Source organism: Shewanella sp. 1180_01 (assembly GCF_052850535.1).
Genome location: NZ_VXCT01000010.1, coordinates 59,222 through 73,251, shown reverse-complemented (window position 1 = coordinate 73,251; position 14,030 = coordinate 59,222). Strand labels below are relative to the sequence as shown.

Annotated in this window: 16 protein-coding genes and 1 pseudogene; 5 read left to right on the top strand and 12 right to left on the bottom strand. The window is 46.5% G+C overall.

Annotated elements, in window-relative coordinates:
- Positions 1-80: 80 nt before the first annotated feature.
- The 3 genes from FW758_RS08075 to FW758_RS08065 all read right to left on the bottom strand — a co-directional run bounded on the left by FW758_RS08075 (position 81) and on the right by FW758_RS08065 (position 2,008).
- On the bottom strand, positions 81-833 hold the full coding sequence (locus FW758_RS08075) for a siderophore-interacting protein (protein ID WP_446445121.1): 753 nt from the start codon (positions 831-833) through the stop codon (positions 81-83).
- Positions 826-1,386 (bottom strand): MarR family winged helix-turn-helix transcriptional regulator, encoded by a 561-nt coding sequence (locus FW758_RS08070; protein ID WP_446445120.1) that lies wholly within the window; start codon positions 1,384-1,386, stop codon positions 826-828. The genes FW758_RS08075 and FW758_RS08070 overlap by 8 nt, the downstream gene beginning before the upstream one ends.
- 70 nt (positions 1,387-1,456) lie before the next feature.
- On the bottom strand, positions 1,457-2,008 hold the full coding sequence (locus tag FW758_RS08065; protein WP_259582560.1) for a protein tyrosine phosphatase family protein: 552 nt from the start codon (positions 2,006-2,008) through the stop codon (positions 1,457-1,459).
- 582 nt (positions 2,009-2,590) lie between these two features.
- On the opposite strand from FW758_RS08065, the gene FW758_RS08060 reads away from it, so the two are divergent.
- A complete protein-coding gene (locus tag FW758_RS08060) occupies positions 2,591-4,483 on the top strand; it encodes a DUF885 domain-containing protein (protein WP_446445119.1) in 1,893 nt (630 codons plus the stop codon).
- 108 nt (positions 4,484-4,591) lie between these two features.
- On the opposite strand, the gene FW758_RS08055 is transcribed toward FW758_RS08060, so the two are convergent.
- The 4 genes from FW758_RS08055 to FW758_RS08040 all read right to left on the bottom strand — a co-directional run bounded on the left by FW758_RS08055 (position 4,592) and on the right by FW758_RS08040 (position 8,357).
- A complete protein-coding gene (locus tag FW758_RS08055; protein WP_446445118.1) occupies positions 4,592-5,323 on the bottom strand; it encodes a hypothetical protein in 732 nt (243 codons plus the stop codon).
- Between the two features lie 121 nt (positions 5,324-5,444).
- Positions 5,445-6,458: a DUF3137 domain-containing protein gene (locus FW758_RS08050; protein WP_446445117.1), complete on the bottom strand. Its 1,014-nt coding sequence runs from the start codon at positions 6,456-6,458 to the stop codon at positions 5,445-5,447.
- A gap of 96 nt (positions 6,459-6,554) precedes the next feature.
- Complete coding sequence (locus FW758_RS08045) at positions 6,555-6,989, bottom strand: hypothetical protein (RefSeq protein WP_446445116.1); 435 nt, start codon at positions 6,987-6,989, stop codon at positions 6,555-6,557.
- 210 nt (positions 6,990-7,199) lie between these two features.
- Positions 7,200-8,357: an alpha/beta hydrolase-fold protein gene (locus FW758_RS08040; protein ID WP_446445115.1), complete on the bottom strand. Its 1,158-nt coding sequence runs from the start codon at positions 8,355-8,357 to the stop codon at positions 7,200-7,202.
- 242 nt (positions 8,358-8,599) lie between these two features.
- Between FW758_RS08040 and mtnC the strand changes: the two genes are divergently transcribed.
- Positions 8,600-9,280 (top strand): acireductone synthase, encoded by a 681-nt coding sequence (gene mtnC / locus FW758_RS08035; protein WP_446445114.1) that lies wholly within the window; start codon positions 8,600-8,602, stop codon positions 9,278-9,280.
- A 95-nt stretch (positions 9,281-9,375) separates the two neighbouring features.
- On the opposite strand, the gene FW758_RS08030 is transcribed toward mtnC, so the two are convergent.
- The 4 genes and pseudogenes from FW758_RS08030 to FW758_RS08015 all read right to left on the bottom strand — a co-directional run bounded on the left by FW758_RS08030 (position 9,376) and on the right by FW758_RS08015 (position 11,760).
- A complete protein-coding gene (locus tag FW758_RS08030; protein WP_012586387.1) occupies positions 9,376-10,458 on the bottom strand; it encodes a hypothetical protein in 1,083 nt (360 codons plus the stop codon).
- Positions 10,459-10,751: 293 nt separating this feature from the next.
- Positions 10,752-11,138 (bottom strand): carboxymuconolactone decarboxylase family protein, encoded by a 387-nt coding sequence (locus FW758_RS08025; RefSeq protein ID WP_446445113.1) that lies wholly within the window; start codon positions 11,136-11,138, stop codon positions 10,752-10,754.
- A gap of 67 nt (positions 11,139-11,205) precedes the next feature.
- Positions 11,206-11,361, bottom strand: a pseudogene (locus FW758_RS08020) (MerR family DNA-binding transcriptional regulator); the annotation flags it as partial.
- 3 nt (positions 11,362-11,364) lie between these two features.
- Entirely contained in the window at positions 11,365-11,760 is a 396-nt protein-coding gene (locus FW758_RS08015) for a GFA family protein (RefSeq protein WP_259511781.1), read from the bottom strand.
- A gap of 156 nt (positions 11,761-11,916) precedes the next feature.
- Here FW758_RS08015 and FW758_RS08010 point away from each other — a divergent pair, with 156 nt between their 5' ends.
- The 3 genes from FW758_RS08010 to FW758_RS08000 all read left to right on the top strand — a co-directional run bounded on the left by FW758_RS08010 (position 11,917) and on the right by FW758_RS08000 (position 13,412).
- Positions 11,917-12,345: an acyl-CoA thioesterase gene (locus FW758_RS08010; RefSeq protein WP_012586384.1), complete on the top strand. Its 429-nt coding sequence runs from the start codon at positions 11,917-11,919 to the stop codon at positions 12,343-12,345.
- A gap of 62 nt (positions 12,346-12,407) precedes the next feature.
- Positions 12,408-12,674 (top strand): GNAT family N-acetyltransferase, encoded by a 267-nt coding sequence (locus tag FW758_RS08005; RefSeq protein ID WP_446445112.1) that lies wholly within the window; start codon positions 12,408-12,410, stop codon positions 12,672-12,674.
- A 45-nt stretch (positions 12,675-12,719) separates the two neighbouring features.
- Positions 12,720-13,412: a hypothetical protein gene (locus FW758_RS08000; protein ID WP_446445111.1), complete on the top strand. Its 693-nt coding sequence runs from the start codon at positions 12,720-12,722 to the stop codon at positions 13,410-13,412.
- Positions 13,413-13,478: 66 nt separating this feature from the next.
- On the opposite strand, the gene FW758_RS07995 is transcribed toward FW758_RS08000, so the two are convergent.
- Positions 13,479-14,027 carry an HPP family protein gene (locus FW758_RS07995; RefSeq protein WP_006084842.1) on the bottom strand — a complete coding sequence of 183 codons (549 nt, stop codon included), beginning with the start codon at positions 14,025-14,027 and terminating at the stop codon, positions 13,479-13,481.
- Positions 14,028-14,030: the final 3 nt, after the last annotated feature.

Below are 14,030 nucleotides of genomic sequence, written 5' to 3'. Positions count from 1 at the left end.
CAAACAAAATAAGGTCGCAAAATCAAATTTGGCGACCTTATCTTGTTTAATGGCTCGGTTAGTTTAAAAAGGATTTAAGCTTAAACACTGGCCCCATTTTCTAACTGTTCATCTTCTTGTTTCACCAGCTTATGCTCACCTTCGTTACAACCGATTTTCCAATAGCTCGAAGTATAAAAATGACTCTTAGGCAATGAATGCGCTTGCTTAAAATGCCTTCTTAACGCGCGCATGCTATTAAATTCACAGGCAATCCACACGGCTGGCTCGCCAGCAAGCCAAGGTAATTGGGCAATTCGCTCGACCAAAGGGCGACCTTCGGGATCGGCTTCAGGATTAATCACCCAATGCAGTTCGACGTGTTCAGGATGCACTAAAGGTTGAATATCTGCTTCGCTTAGCACTTCAATCACAGCGTAACCCATTGCATTATTTGGCAATCGTGCCAAGTTCACACTGATGGCGGGCAAGGCTGTCATATCACCTGCGAGTAAAAACCAATCTGCCTCAAGGTTAATCAGTTTTTTAAGCCCAGGTCCGCCGATTTGAATAATATCGCCCACCTGCGCCGTTTTCGCCCAACTCGATGCGGGGCCGTCGGTATCGTGCAGTACAAAATCCACATCGATTTCATCATCGCGTTGCTGGCGAATTGTGTAGGTTCGCATTAATGGACGTTCACCCGCTTGTGGGAATAACAACTTGATATAGGCACTCTCTTGATCAATAGGAAATCCAGCGAATCCCGCACCGCCTAAGGTCATGCGTAACATATGCGGAGTGATATAAGTCGAGCGGATCACTTCTAGCTCACGTGGTGCAGGTTTATTCATTATGATTTTTTCCTATGGCGTTTTCTGCCGTTAAGCGCAACTCAATGGCTCCTTTGCCAGTCATGTCTTTTGGCTGACTAGATGGTCTTTTTTGAGTAAGGCAGTCAGTTTCACTTTTGGCGGCAGTCGCCTCATCCACACTTTTGCTGATCCGATTGGCAAGTTTAATAAAAGTATCGACTTCGGCTGAACTGAGCGCCTGCGTCATACGCGCTACAGTTTTGCGTTCTGAGGTACTGATCTGGATCATGATCTTTTCCCCCTCAGCCGTGGGTCGCAGCAACTGGCTGCGGCCATCCTTAGGGTTATCGATTTTAGTGATCAACCCACCCTGCAGTAACTCATTAAGAACACGGGTAATTTGCGCTTTATCCCGCTGCATTCGCAGGGCGATAGACTGGGCTGTCGATTCAGGATTGCGACACACGCCCTTCAAGGCACGGATATGAGTGACAGGTAAATCAATCTCTTGTGCAGCAATATCGCTACGCAATTGCTTTTTGTAGGCATGCACTAATCTGTGCAAAGTTTCACTGAGTGACAATGAAGGCATAGAAGGCTCTCGATATAGTTGACTTAATCAACCATATCGAAACTAATTGACAGCGTCAACTATACTGAACTTAAAAACCGTATTTTTGGCTAACATCCGCTAACAATGCCTGCCACTTAGGATAGCTCGATAACTCCCCATTCCAGGGCGCCATGGTCTTTTCTATCTCAGGCTTTTGGCCTTGCTTTAACTGATATAAATAAGCAAACGCTGAAGCACGATAATTAGCAAGACAATGAACTAAAACATTTTTTTCCTTATGCTGATCCATTGCTGTAAAGAAGGCTTCTACATCTTCTACCTTTGGATTTTGCCAATCCACGGGAATATACACGTACTCCATTCCGGCCTGAGTCACGAGTTTTCTTTCATCGGGATGGGCATCTTTGCTACTGTCCGGCATAAGGTTGATCACTACATCCACACCCGCCTGTTTAAGCTGTTGAAACTGTTGTTCATTCGGTAAACCCGAACTTAATAGCTGTGGCGCTTGCTGCTGTAATGCCCTCACATCTTTTATATTTTCGACCGATTTAAATTCAGTAGTGATATTAGCGGCATTCGCCAGCGGAGCACCTAGAAACAGGGCAAAAACAAGGCTCGACAGTGCGGTTTTTCTCATCAACAACTCCTTAATCAACATAAAAAATCTGAGGCTTGCTTAATCCTCTGATAATCCCTTATCCGCTAAGTTCAGTAAAATCACTCAGGATGTAAAAACCTTTGAGCAAGCGCTCATTTTTAATATTACCTAGGACAACTTTTCCCAGTTACAACACAAAGACAGCAATTAATCGCTCAGTCACAAAAATTAACCGCTGAATGGCAGCAACGTCAACAAGATGAGCCTCAATGGTATTGTCTGTCGGCACCAGAAGTCATGATGAGTAATGCTTTCTCTGTTAGGCATGAATTAGGCGCTTCACTGTTTTATGTGGATGAGAATCCATTTGAAATCCACTTATTCGATGGTGGCTGCCCATGATAGTGTTCCACAAGGATTCCATTAGTTCCCGGACAACGAATCCTCTCTTCTCACTCCAAAGTATCAATAAAACTAGCAACAAAAATTTTTGCGGTTTGGTTGCAATAAACTGCTAGGATAACCGTTCAAATTTGAGTTTGATCACACTAATCACGGATTAACACTTGAGGTATAGGTTCAATAACGGATTTGCCTCAATGTCTTTGTATGAGTAACCCGATGAAAAGAATAATAAATGCGTTAATGCTGACCATGTTAGCAACAGGTTGTAGCGATCCAAACACAACGCAGACCAATCAAACCACCGAGCAAGCCAAGGCCGAAACCGTTCAGGTACTGAGCCTTAAGCAGCAACTCGCGCCAATCACCCAGCGTTATTTTGCCCTAAGACCCGAAATCGCCACCTATTATGGCGTGGCCGAGGATGAAGCGGGTAAAGATGTGCTATCTAAGCTGACCGATTACAGCCCATCGGGGGAAAATCATCGCCGTAAAGCGCTTAAGGCCATATTAGCTGAACTCAATACTATCGATGCCAGCCAGCTTAGCGCCTCGGAGCAAGTGAGTTTAGGCTCGATAAAATCCGAAATCGCTGGTGCCCTGTTACCTGCCGAAACCGTGGCCTATGGCACTATGCTCGGTGAATACGGTGTTTGGTTTTTACCATATGTTGTCAACCACTTATCTGGATTGCATGTTGAATTTCCGGGGTATATGGAAGATAAGTTTGCGGTCACCACCCCAGAACAAGCTAAGGCCTATCTCAACCGCTTAACCATGTACCCAGCCGCCATGGGCACAGTTATCGATAAGCTGGATCAAGATGTGCAAATGGGGGTGATCCCACCCGACTTTATTATCGATAAGACCATAGCCGTGTTGCAGCAACAGTTAGTGCACCATGCTAATGAGCATCCCTTAGTCAGCAGTTTTAAAGCCAAATTAACCGCCGCCCAAGTACCTGAAAGTGAGGCGTTGGCGAACTCTGCCGCCGAACTGGTGGAGACCAAATATTACCCTGCGACGCGCCAGTTGATTTCCGCACTGCAAGCCGTGCGCCTCAAGGCCACCCATGTGGCGGGACTCGGCCACCAACCTCAAGGCGCTAAACTCTATAAGGCGATGATTAAACACCTCGCCAATTCGGAGATGACCCCAGATGAGATCCACCAACTAGGATTAGACGAAGTTGCGCGCATTACCGCCGAGATGGATGTGTTACTCAAACAAGTAGGTTACCGCAAAGGCACAGTTGGCGAGCGCATGCAGCGATTGCTCAAGAATCCTAAATACATCTATCCCAACACCGCCGAGGGTAAACAGCAATTAATGACGGACATTCACGGCTATCTGGCTAAAGTGAATGCCAAGTTACCGCAGTGGTTTGGGTTGTTACCAAATCAAGAAGTTGCGGTTGAAGCCGTGCCCGATAGCCGCGCCGCCGCGACCAGCGGCGCATTTTACGATGCGCCTTCACAGGATGGTTCGCGTAGGGGCACCTTCTGGATAAGTCTGTACGATATGGCGGCGCTGCCCTCCTATTCGCTGCAAACCTTAACCTACCACGAGACCAATCCCGGCCATCATCTACAGACGCTCATAGGTCTGTCGGATACCTTGCCGCTGCTGAGTACCATTTTTTACTCTAATGCCGCAGGAGAAGGTTGGGCACTGTATGCCGAGCGCTTAGCCGCCGAGATGGGCATGTATCAGGATAATCCGATTAACGACCTTGGCCGCTTGCAGTCCGAGTTACACCGCGCGGTGCGCTTAGTGGTCGACACAGGTATGCATGCCAAGGGATGGAGCCGTGAGCAAGCCATTGATTATGCGGTGGCTACTGAGGGAATACACCTCTCTGAAGCCACGGGCGAAATCGAGCGCTATGTGGTTTGGCCTGGGCAAGCCTTAGGTTACAAGCTGGGCGAGCTGAAAATTATCGAACTGCGGGCCAAGGCCAAAAAAGCCTTGGGCGATAAGTTTGATATTAAAGTCTTCCACGACAGGCTGCTCGAAAACGGCGCCTTGCCCTTAGATCTATTAGAGCAAAAAATCGATCAGTGGCTCGAGTCTGCGAAGGCGGCCAATGTTGCCGCCGAGACCAAGGTTTAGTTCGGGTAAAACCGCTCACATCATCTCAAATCGGGGCAGCTTAGGCGGCCCCTGTTCTTTTTTCGGCTCCCTTTGTTTTTACGGCTCCCTATGCTTTTACGTTTCAGGTTAATCCGCAAAACGACGTTGATACTTGCCGCTTAAATAGCGGATCACCACAAAACCGACAACACCAGGCAGTGTCCACGACAGCAGGCGCAAATTGCCATTGTCGATAAACAAGCGGCTGCCACCAAAGGCGAAAAAGGCGGTGTAGCAGGCGATACCCGAACCAATCATGGCGCCTAAATGCTCAATCCACCATTCTAATTTGGTCAGGGTCGCCTTAAAGCTATAGCGTAGGAATCCCGCCCCAACTGTTGTACCTAACAGGCCGAAAATCATCGCAAGGATCAGTTTTTCTTGGTATCCCCATAGCGCCATCACAGGGCCAAGTAGCGTCAAGCTCAGCATTAACGACAAATGCAGCGGCGACTTTAATTGCTGACGCTGCGCCTTATAACGCAGAACCAACACGCCATGCCTAACGGTCACTAAGGTTAATAAGCTGATATAGATGAGAAATATCCAAGCATTTTTACGATCCGCAATCTGCGCTGCTAAGGCATCCACGCTGGCCGCAGGCTGTTTAATCACCGCGAGCGGATCAATGAGGCCCGTCGTTGCCATCGCCACACCCGTCGCTGCCACTGTATACATGGCATAAACATAATAACGGCCAAAACGACTATGGTTCGCGCTGCCCTTTTTCAGCATGGCAGGCATCCAAAATAACACTAATGCCAGTGCGCCGGCGGTAATATGCACAAATTGCGACAGGGTGAAAATCGTGTTCATCATCTTGCTCCATCAAAGTTTGAAGCTTGATATTAACGAGCGTGGGAGTCACCCATAAGTGCCAAAAGTCATGTTTTAGGGATTAGCAGAAAGCAGCCACTGGGTGTGGCTGCAATTGGGGCGCTTATAGTCCGGTATGTTTATCAAGTTTTAAAGTGTCGATGATCGAGAAGGTGTAACCTAACTCGGTAAACATTTGCTCGATATTACGCTTAAAATCGATGGGGCGATCTAAATCGAGTTGATTAATAAAGAAGTGGTGTTTTGTCGGGATCTTAATCAGCAACTGTTTTTGATAAAAACAGGCTTCAACCTCAGCATTTAACTCGCGGCTCAAAGCCAACAAATTTTCCATCATCAAAGGATTGAGTAAGTAGCGCGCCTCGACTTGGTCGCTGCTATAAACCTCAAAGCGCCGCTCGAACCTTACGTCCTCAAGCTTGACGCGCGACAACTTAGTCTTAAAACCCTCAAGGCGATTTTTTAAACTGCCCTTATCTGTGACTAACAGCGTAGTACTATTGAATCGCTTAGGAATATTGCACACCAGCAGTACACCATTGAAGATGGTTTCCCGCTGAACCGAGCCATTATTGTTCGACTTAGTGTTGTAAGCATCGACCTCATAAAACTGGAACGGCACCTTGTTATAGGTTCCCTTAAGGCAATTTTGCGCATACTGCTTATCGGTTTTAGGCAGCAGCCCCAGCTCAAGGAAGAGAGAGAAATCGACCTTAGGCTCCCTCGTTAGCGCAAAGTCATCGCCAAAATACTTAAGGCTAATGGGATAGAGTTTTTCAAAGGCGGCATTATAGAGCTCATTGCTTTCCTTACCCGAGGCAATGACCGCTAACGCTATCACGGGAGCGGGCAGGAACGCGACAATCATCAAAGGCACAAAATAATCCATAGGCACCAGCATAAACTGGACCCCGAGCTGCCCGGCGAATGCACCCAAAATCACCGTGATGCATATGTAGTAGATTGGGGTGGTGAACTTGGCATTTTCACGCCGCCTTTGGTTTACGCCTTCACGCTTTGCTTCAAACGGACCGCATTTAGGGGCGATTTTTTGTTTGTAATACTTCTGAAAGGCAATACGGTGATCTTCGGGAATATCAAATTCAATCGAACTCATTGGCTCCTACTCTTACGATTCAAATCCATTTAGGCCAATGATTTTACATAATTTAGTTACCGAAAAACAGTTAAGCAGCCTGAGGTATATGCTGAACTAATCGTTAACCGTGGCTAAAGACAAACGACGTGCTCGACGCTGCAGTAACCAGAAGATGACTAATACCCCAAAGGAAGCGGCGAAGGTGGTCAGCGTCAGCGCAAAACCTTTGAATGACAATAGGTTTAAGCTAAAACCATCTAACGCTAACACAGCCAAGCCCAATGGTATTTGGATGAACACAGCGGTGAACCAATCGAAGGGAAGTTTAGGAAAAATCCTGTGGTAAGCGTAAAGCACTAAACCTGCTAGCAATATCAGCAAACTCGCATCGTGAGCCCCTAACAGCAGGTACTCCACACTGTTCGGCGTAATCTTGGGCACTGCACTTAACATATCCAGCATATAACCCGCGCTAGCAACTAATGAGAAACTGATAAAACTCAATAACGCTAATAAGATACCAAAACCAAATGCGGGTAAATATTTCATTTATCTCTCTCTATTCGCAGCTGAAAATACGCAGTCTCATCTCCCAAAAAACCACTGCATAGAAACCACAGGATAGAAAAGGGACTGTAACTACAATAACAGCCAAAATTTCCCTTAGCTATTAAGACCATAGTCTTATGGCTAGCACAAACCCGTGCGCGATATACGGTGAGCAAACAGGTAAAACGCAAGCGCCAAATGTTAATTCACTTATTTCTCCGCCTGATATTCAGCTAACTGTTTACGGTATTTGTCTTGGAAGAATGGATGGTCCGTTAACTCAAGCGCTTGCTTTTCATACTTAATCGCTTCAGTTCGCTGACCTTGGCTCGCATAGACACTTGCCAATGCATGGCTGGCCTCGAATGCTGTTGGGATCGCCTTTAAGGTTTGCAGATAAATGTCGATAGCTTTGGCAGGATCAGTCGTCTCGAAGGAACGTGCCAACGCGATAAGCGAATCGATAGCGGGCACATCAAAACCATATTTGTCGTTCGACAGGGTTTTATAATGCGCCAAAATAGCGGCTACGCCTTGACGTGATATGGTCGAGTCAGGCTTAAGCACTTGGTGTACATCGCTAAAAATAGCTTCAATACCATAAGCCGTCGCCAAAATAGGTTGCGTCATATAGTAAGTGCCATCGAAGCGCTTGATGCGGTAGTCGAGAGAATCCGTGGCGTTCGCTTTGATGATGGCTTCAAGCTTGGCAAAGTCAGCTAACTGATTTTGTTCGAAATCACTGTCGCTAGTGCTCATAAAAAGGAATCTTGGCTTCCCTTTCATCCCTGCGAGCTTCTTTGCAGCATCTGCCATTACAAAAGCGTAGTTATCATCCAGTACCGGACTTGCGGCGATGTAAGCATTAAATAAGCTTGGGCGATTCAAAAGCGTGTAGAGGCTAAAAGTGGCATTGCCAGTGAAGCCATTAAGGATCCGAAAACCATTTGTGCGATATTGTTTGTCGATGGCGGGCAGTAGATCTTGTTCCATAAAATCCAAAAACTGCTGATTTTCTTGCTGCATAATGGCTAAAGTTTTTAACTCACCTAAGCCTGCATGACCATCTGGCGCCGTCACGATAATGGTTTCCAGCCAAGGCCAGCCACCGTTATGACTCATCCAGTCTTCCATTCCAGCGAGATAGCCATGGCTACGAGGATGTAAATCCACCAGCACCACATAGCGTTTATCCGCTTTCGATTGGTAACTCGCTGGTAATGTCACCTTAAAGTCAGCAGGCTCAGTTAACAGGCTCGAACTGACCTTTAACATCTGTGGTTGAGCGGGAAAGGTATTATCGGCATTTGCTGACACACTGAAGAATGCAAAGCAGTAAATCACCAGCAGAATTAATAGCGTACGCATAAATTTCATTCCTTGAAAATCAACTATATAAGTATCAGCCGAAGTTAACACCCGTATTCTTGAAAGTAAATCCGATATCACGGCCTAACCCTTTCGCCAAACACATACCCAATATTAGCCATTCCCATTTTGGTTGTGATGGCGGTGGTAAGACTCGCGAAATAGACTAGCCAATTTCGCCAATAACGCTTAGGATCGGAGTTGCATTTTTAAGCCAACATATTGTGGAGTATCAAAACATTATGGGTATCAGAGCCATAGTCGTAGACACAGCAGGCACCACGACAGACCTAAACTTTATCCAAGATGTACTATTCCCCTATTCTGTCAAAGCCTTGCCAGACTTTTTAGAACAGAACCAACACAATGTATTGGTTGAAAACTGTATTTGCGACACCCGAGATATCGCCCTAGAGCCAGATGCGGACTTAGCACGCGTGACAGAAATTTTGCAGCAGTGGGTTAGCGAAGATCGTAAAGCAACACCACTCAAAACCCTGCAAGGCTTGATCTGGAAGCAAGGCTACGGCCATGGCGAATTTAAGGGCCATATCTTCCCTGACTTTATTGAAGCAGTGAAACGTTTTAGCGCGCAAAAGTTGCGTATTTACAGTTTTTCATCAGGCTCTGTTGATGCGCAAAAACTGTTGTTCAGCCACAGTGACGGCGGCGATTTAACTGAGATGTTCAACGGTCATTTTGATACCCGTACAGGCAACAAATTAGATAAACAGGCTTACTGCAATATCCTCAACACTATCAGCTTAAGCCCTAAGCAAGTGCTGTTTGTGTCTGATGTGATTGAAGAATTAAAGGCTGCCGAAGCTGCAGGCATGATGACCTGCCAAATGGTACGCGATAGCAAACAGCGCACTGGTGAGTTCCGTAAAATCAGCAGCTTCGATGAGCTGCTGATTGAATAACGTGATTGTTGAAGAACGCAATAGTCGACTAATTCAGCCAAGCTGATTTAGCCAAAAATGAAAGCGACCTTATGGTCGCTTTTTTATGGGTCTGCTTATTTGCCCTTTTCCGTCAGTGGAAACGCGGCCGAGATACACTTTTTCACTTCAAAACGATAACCATAATCCGCTTTCTTATCCGGCGTGATCTGCAAAATCTCATAGTCATTTAACTCGATCACATTCGATTCGGCGGGCTTCTCACAACGCGAACGGCTATTGGCTTCAAGCGCAAAGGCAAACGTCGCTAACCACTGCCGCACGAGATACTGATATTGCGCCCGCACCGACGCATAGGTTTGCTTGCGTTCCGCTTCTTCGCGCTCATCGGCGGTTTGTTTATCAGCCGGTTTGTCGGCTTCAAGCTCGGGCTTAATCTTAGCTAACTCAGCAATCGGTGCCGTCAGCACATCGGTCGTATGCGGCATAAGCCCTAATGCTGGCTCGACGGGATTATGTTCAGAAGCTTCTTGAGTTGTTGTAATAAAGTCCGCAAACGAGGTTTGAAGGCGGGTTTCTAAATCAATCAGTAAGCTCAAGTGATATAAGACCACAGCCGCCAACACGATACGGATCGTAAAGGTCGTTTTACGAAAGGATGTATGTGAGGTGATCCGTAACGACTTGACACCCAAAGGTTTAAGCAAAAAGATTAATACTAAATAGATGGGAATAATCAACTGCAATGCCAGCAGCACAATTGCGCTCACCATTAAAAACCAAGCGGGCATATAGAGTAAAATCGCTAAGTTATGGGTGTAATCCAGATGACTTGCCGACACCCCAACCACTTCATTGACTATGGCGCCAGACCAACCTAAGGCAAAGTTGGCAATAATGGCGTAAAACAGCAACAACACGGCCTTGCCCGCCAAACTGTGCCAGACCCGCTCGAACACGGGCCAAAACTCGATGGCCATAGCAATAACCGCAATCACGGCGACCACACCCATCAAGTCGGTACTAAAGGCCAATATCAAGGCAATAAGATACAGCTTTTGCGCAAAGGATAACTTAGCAAACCCTTGGCTTAGGTAGCGCCACAACTTGCTCAACCCTAGCTGGAGCTCGCTAGGCAAAGGCTTAATGACTTGCCGTAAGTGCTGGCGGGCAGATTCAGTGTAACGACCTAAATTCATTATAATTTTAAATTCCGGTTACGATTAAGACACGCTTGAGTTGCCGATGTAAGCTTCAAAATCTATGGCGACACTCGCGTCACCTATGCCAGTGTAGCGACTAACTTTGGCAATTCACTAGCAAAATTTGCCGAGTCCTCCCTTACGGCGAAATGAATCTCCCACGAGATTCTATGTCGATGACGCGGAGCAGACATATCGTTTAAAGGGATTTAGAAGTAATAGCTATGAGTAAATCAAAGCGACCTTAAGATCGCCTCAATGAAGTGTTATGAAGCTGACTCAGAATAGACTCAAACGACATTTAACTCCCGCTCGGCAAAGACAGCTTTCGCGACGAACATGCCATTCAGTGCTGCGGGGAAGCCAGCATAAACAGACATTTGCAGTATCACTTCGACGATTTCCTGCGGTGCACAACCAACATTCAATGCGCCATTAATATGGACGTTAAGCTGCGGCTGGCAATGCCCTAATGCAGTGAGCGCCGCGACTGTGACTAACTCCCGTGTCTTAAGATCGAGTCCTTCACGCTGATAAATATCCCCAAAAGGATATTCGATAATGTACTTGCCCAAGTCGGGACAAATATTTGCCAGACTATTGATCACTTTCTCGCCCGCCTCGCCGTCGATTTCTGTCAGCTTAGCTAAGCCCTGCATATACCTTTGATTACCCATTTTTAACTCCTGTTGGATTGGACCACAGAAGTCAGCTTACGCCTTAGAGTTAACTCTAAGTCAACGGCTGATTGATAAACCCAATCCATTCTGCTTCTTTTTCCGCATAGTCGCGGTGCCCGCTCACATTTCGCACCACAGACCGTAGCAAACCGATTTTCTCGTAATACCTGAGCGTATGCGCCGACAAACCTGTGAGTGCAGCAAACTGACCTATGTTCATAATCTAACGATCCGCAGGATGATTAACGCCATCATTCGTGGGCACATTTTCTAAATCGAATGGATTGACCCCTTCGAGGCAACCAATGTTGTAACCATATTCATGGGGATTGGAACGCCGCTGGTGATGGGTGTAAATACCGCAGTTGGAGCAAAAGTAATGCTTGGCGGTTTTGGTATTGAATTCATAGCATTTCAGCACATCTTCACCCTTGAGGATCTTGATCCCCGCCAGCGGTACAGAGCCGACAATCGCGCCCTTACGGCGGCAGATAGAACAATCGCAGCGGCGAGGATTTTCAATGCCATTGGGCAGCGATAATTGCAAAACCACAGCGCCGCAATGGCAAGACGCTTGGTGTTCAGCTTGAATATGGGTGTTTCCGACTCGTTTAATCATACACTGCTCCTTGTTTCGCTTAATATTATCGCTAAATGCCTATAACGCCATGGCTTGTCGCTTGTTCTTTATGCTGCTAGTCTGACCATCTTAAACGAGCGTTTCAACTCGCATTTTTAGATCGGCAATTCAATGCCAAACACACTGGAAAACACAATGGAAAAGTTTCTCGCACAGCACCCTATAGTGACCGAAATCCCCGTGGCTTGGGGCGAAATGGATGCGTTGCAACACGTCAACAACGTCGTCTATTTCCGTTATTTTGAAACGGCCCGTATCGACTTTTTCAATCGCCTCTTCCCGCTAGATACCCTGTATAAATCAGGTATTGGCCCGGTGATCAGCGAAAATCAGGCCCGCTATAAACGCCCAGTGACCTTCCCCGATACTCTATTAGTGAGTGTCAGCATTAGCGATATTCACAGCGATAGATTTACCATGCATTATCAGGCTTTTAGTAAACAGCAGCAGGCAGTAACCACCTTAGGTACTTCAGTCGCGGTGATGTTTAACTTTAAAACCGGCAAAAAGGCCGACTTACCGGCAGAACTGCTGGCGATTCTCAAACAACACGAAGTCGCCTAAGCTAACCAAATCGATAGCTAAATTGCCAGCACACTTTAAGACACTCCTTGAGGGAAGCATGTATGTCAGATAACGAAAATATTGAGATAGCTATTGAACATCAACAGGATAGACAGCGTTTTATTATCTCTGTCGATGGCTATGAAGCCGTATTGGAATACCAATTATCAGGCAAGGATATCGATTTTAGCCGCACCTTTGTCCCCAACGAACTGCGCGGTAAAGGACTTGCCGAACGCTTAGTTCGCCACGGACTTAAATGGGCCAAAAGCCAAGATTTGGCTATCCAAGCCAGCTGCTGGTATGTGCAGAAGTTTTTGAAAAACTAGACTTAAAACATAAGCAAACACATCGCAGCAAAGGAGTGCCGCTAAATGACAGTCGCCCTATGTCGTAAAAGTTTACTGCTTGTAAGCTTACTTATCTTGTCCGCCTGCCAACAACGCCAAGCCATTCTGATTACCCAAGGTATTGAACCCGTTAAGGTAAAAGCCATTGAAACCGCCTTGATTCAATCTGGCTGGCAAGTAAATCAGAGTACCATCGCCATTCCGGCAGAATTCCCTAATACGGCCATTACCACCAATCCCGCTTATCGCGATTCCCAAGCCATCACTGAGATTGAAGATCTCCTCAAAGGCCAAGGTTTTGCCGAACCGACAGAGTATAAATTTGCCGAAGGTAAGCACTTTTTCAGTATAAATAATATCGGTATTTACTTACGTAACAGTGAACAGGTTTTGCAACCTTTACCACCAGACTTTATCAGAACAGATCATTGTACTGCGGGTGATGCAACCCTGAATCTTTCGCCTCAAGGCCAAGCCGTGCTCGAATATGAGAGGCCCATTAATGATAATTTTGAATTAGAACAACACACAGGAACTTGGCAATTCGATGGTGCGCAACTCAGTGTCACATTAAACCGAGCCCAGCAGGTGTTTAAGTTAACCCACGAGCAAAGACCTATTTGGCGTGGTCTCAGCCCTGCGGATATCTACACGCCAATCCAAGATTCTAATTTCAAAGTGCTTAACTGCACCTTTTTGCTTATCTATCTTGAGTAGAGCCTTAAGCCGTATCCGAGCTTAAGCCTTTATTTTTACATTTAAAAACACTTGTACTGTACAGAGCTAAATCCAATACACAGGGTAATGGCGCTTGGGATCGGTGGAGAGGTTATTGACCACCAGCGCGACCAGTAAGAGTAATACTGAGCCGAGGAACACTGGCATTAACGCGTAGAGAAAGCCGAGTTGATGTACGTTCTCACCGCCTATCACGGCGATCAATGCCGTTGCGCCGCCAGGTGGATGCAGAGTACGGGTCAAGTACATTAATGCGATAGACAGGGATACCGCTAAGGCGCTGGCTAGCACCACATAATCGCCACACACTTGGTACACTGCGACCCCAATTAAGGCCGATAAGACACTGCCGCCAATCAAGTTACGCGGCTGAGAAAACTCTGCCAGCGGTGCGCCGTACACCAGCACAGCAGAAGCGCCGAATGAGCCAATCACAAACATAGTGCCAACGAGGTTTTCGCTCATATAATTTGCGAGACTCGCGACCAAGTAAATGCCACAGAAAGCTCCAACCCATGACCACACAATCTTTTTAAGTGGCTGTCTTGGTGGGCAAATGTCCTTCGAGCGCATGCGGGTAAAATAGAATCTCATGGT

Excerpts from the sequence above, each read along its gene's own strand:
- FW758_RS08075 (WP_446445121.1), bottom strand. The coding sequence starts at position 833 with ATGAATAAACCTGCACCACGTGAGCTAGAAGTGATCCGCTCGACTTAT.
- FW758_RS08070 (WP_446445120.1), bottom strand. The coding sequence starts at position 1,386 with ATGCCTTCATTGTCACTCAGTGAAACTTTGCACAGATTAGTGCATGCC.
- FW758_RS08065 (WP_259582560.1), bottom strand. The coding sequence starts at position 2,008 with ATGAGAAAAACCGCACTGTCGAGCCTTGTTTTTGCCCTGTTTCTAGGT.
- FW758_RS08060 (WP_446445119.1), top strand. The coding sequence starts at position 2,591 with ATGAAAAGAATAATAAATGCGTTAATGCTGACCATGTTAGCAACAGGT.
- FW758_RS08055 (WP_446445118.1), bottom strand. The coding sequence starts at position 5,323 with ATGATGAACACGATTTTCACCCTGTCGCAATTTGTGCATATTACCGCC.
- FW758_RS08050 (WP_446445117.1), bottom strand. The coding sequence starts at position 6,458 with ATGAGTTCGATTGAATTTGATATTCCCGAAGATCACCGTATTGCCTTT.
- FW758_RS08045 (WP_446445116.1), bottom strand. The coding sequence starts at position 6,989 with ATGAAATATTTACCCGCATTTGGTTTTGGTATCTTATTAGCGTTATTG.
- FW758_RS08040 (WP_446445115.1), bottom strand. The coding sequence starts at position 8,357 with ATGCGTACGCTATTAATTCTGCTGGTGATTTACTGCTTTGCATTCTTC.
- mtnC (WP_446445114.1), top strand. The coding sequence starts at position 8,600 with ATGGGTATCAGAGCCATAGTCGTAGACACAGCAGGCACCACGACAGAC.
- FW758_RS08030 (WP_012586387.1), bottom strand. The coding sequence starts at position 10,458 with ATGAATTTAGGTCGTTACACTGAATCTGCCCGCCAGCACTTACGGCAA.
- FW758_RS08025 (WP_446445113.1), bottom strand. The coding sequence starts at position 11,138 with ATGGGTAATCAAAGGTATATGCAGGGCTTAGCTAAGCTGACAGAAATC.
- FW758_RS08015 (WP_259511781.1), bottom strand. The coding sequence starts at position 11,760 with ATGATTAAACGAGTCGGAAACACCCATATTCAAGCTGAACACCAAGCG.
- FW758_RS08010 (WP_012586384.1), top strand. The coding sequence starts at position 11,917 with ATGGAAAAGTTTCTCGCACAGCACCCTATAGTGACCGAAATCCCCGTG.
- FW758_RS08005 (WP_446445112.1), top strand. The coding sequence starts at position 12,408 with ATGTCAGATAACGAAAATATTGAGATAGCTATTGAACATCAACAGGAT.
- FW758_RS08000 (WP_446445111.1), top strand. The coding sequence starts at position 12,720 with ATGACAGTCGCCCTATGTCGTAAAAGTTTACTGCTTGTAAGCTTACTT.
- FW758_RS07995 (WP_006084842.1), bottom strand. The coding sequence starts at position 14,027 with ATGAGATTCTATTTTACCCGCATGCGCTCGAAGGACATTTGCCCACCA.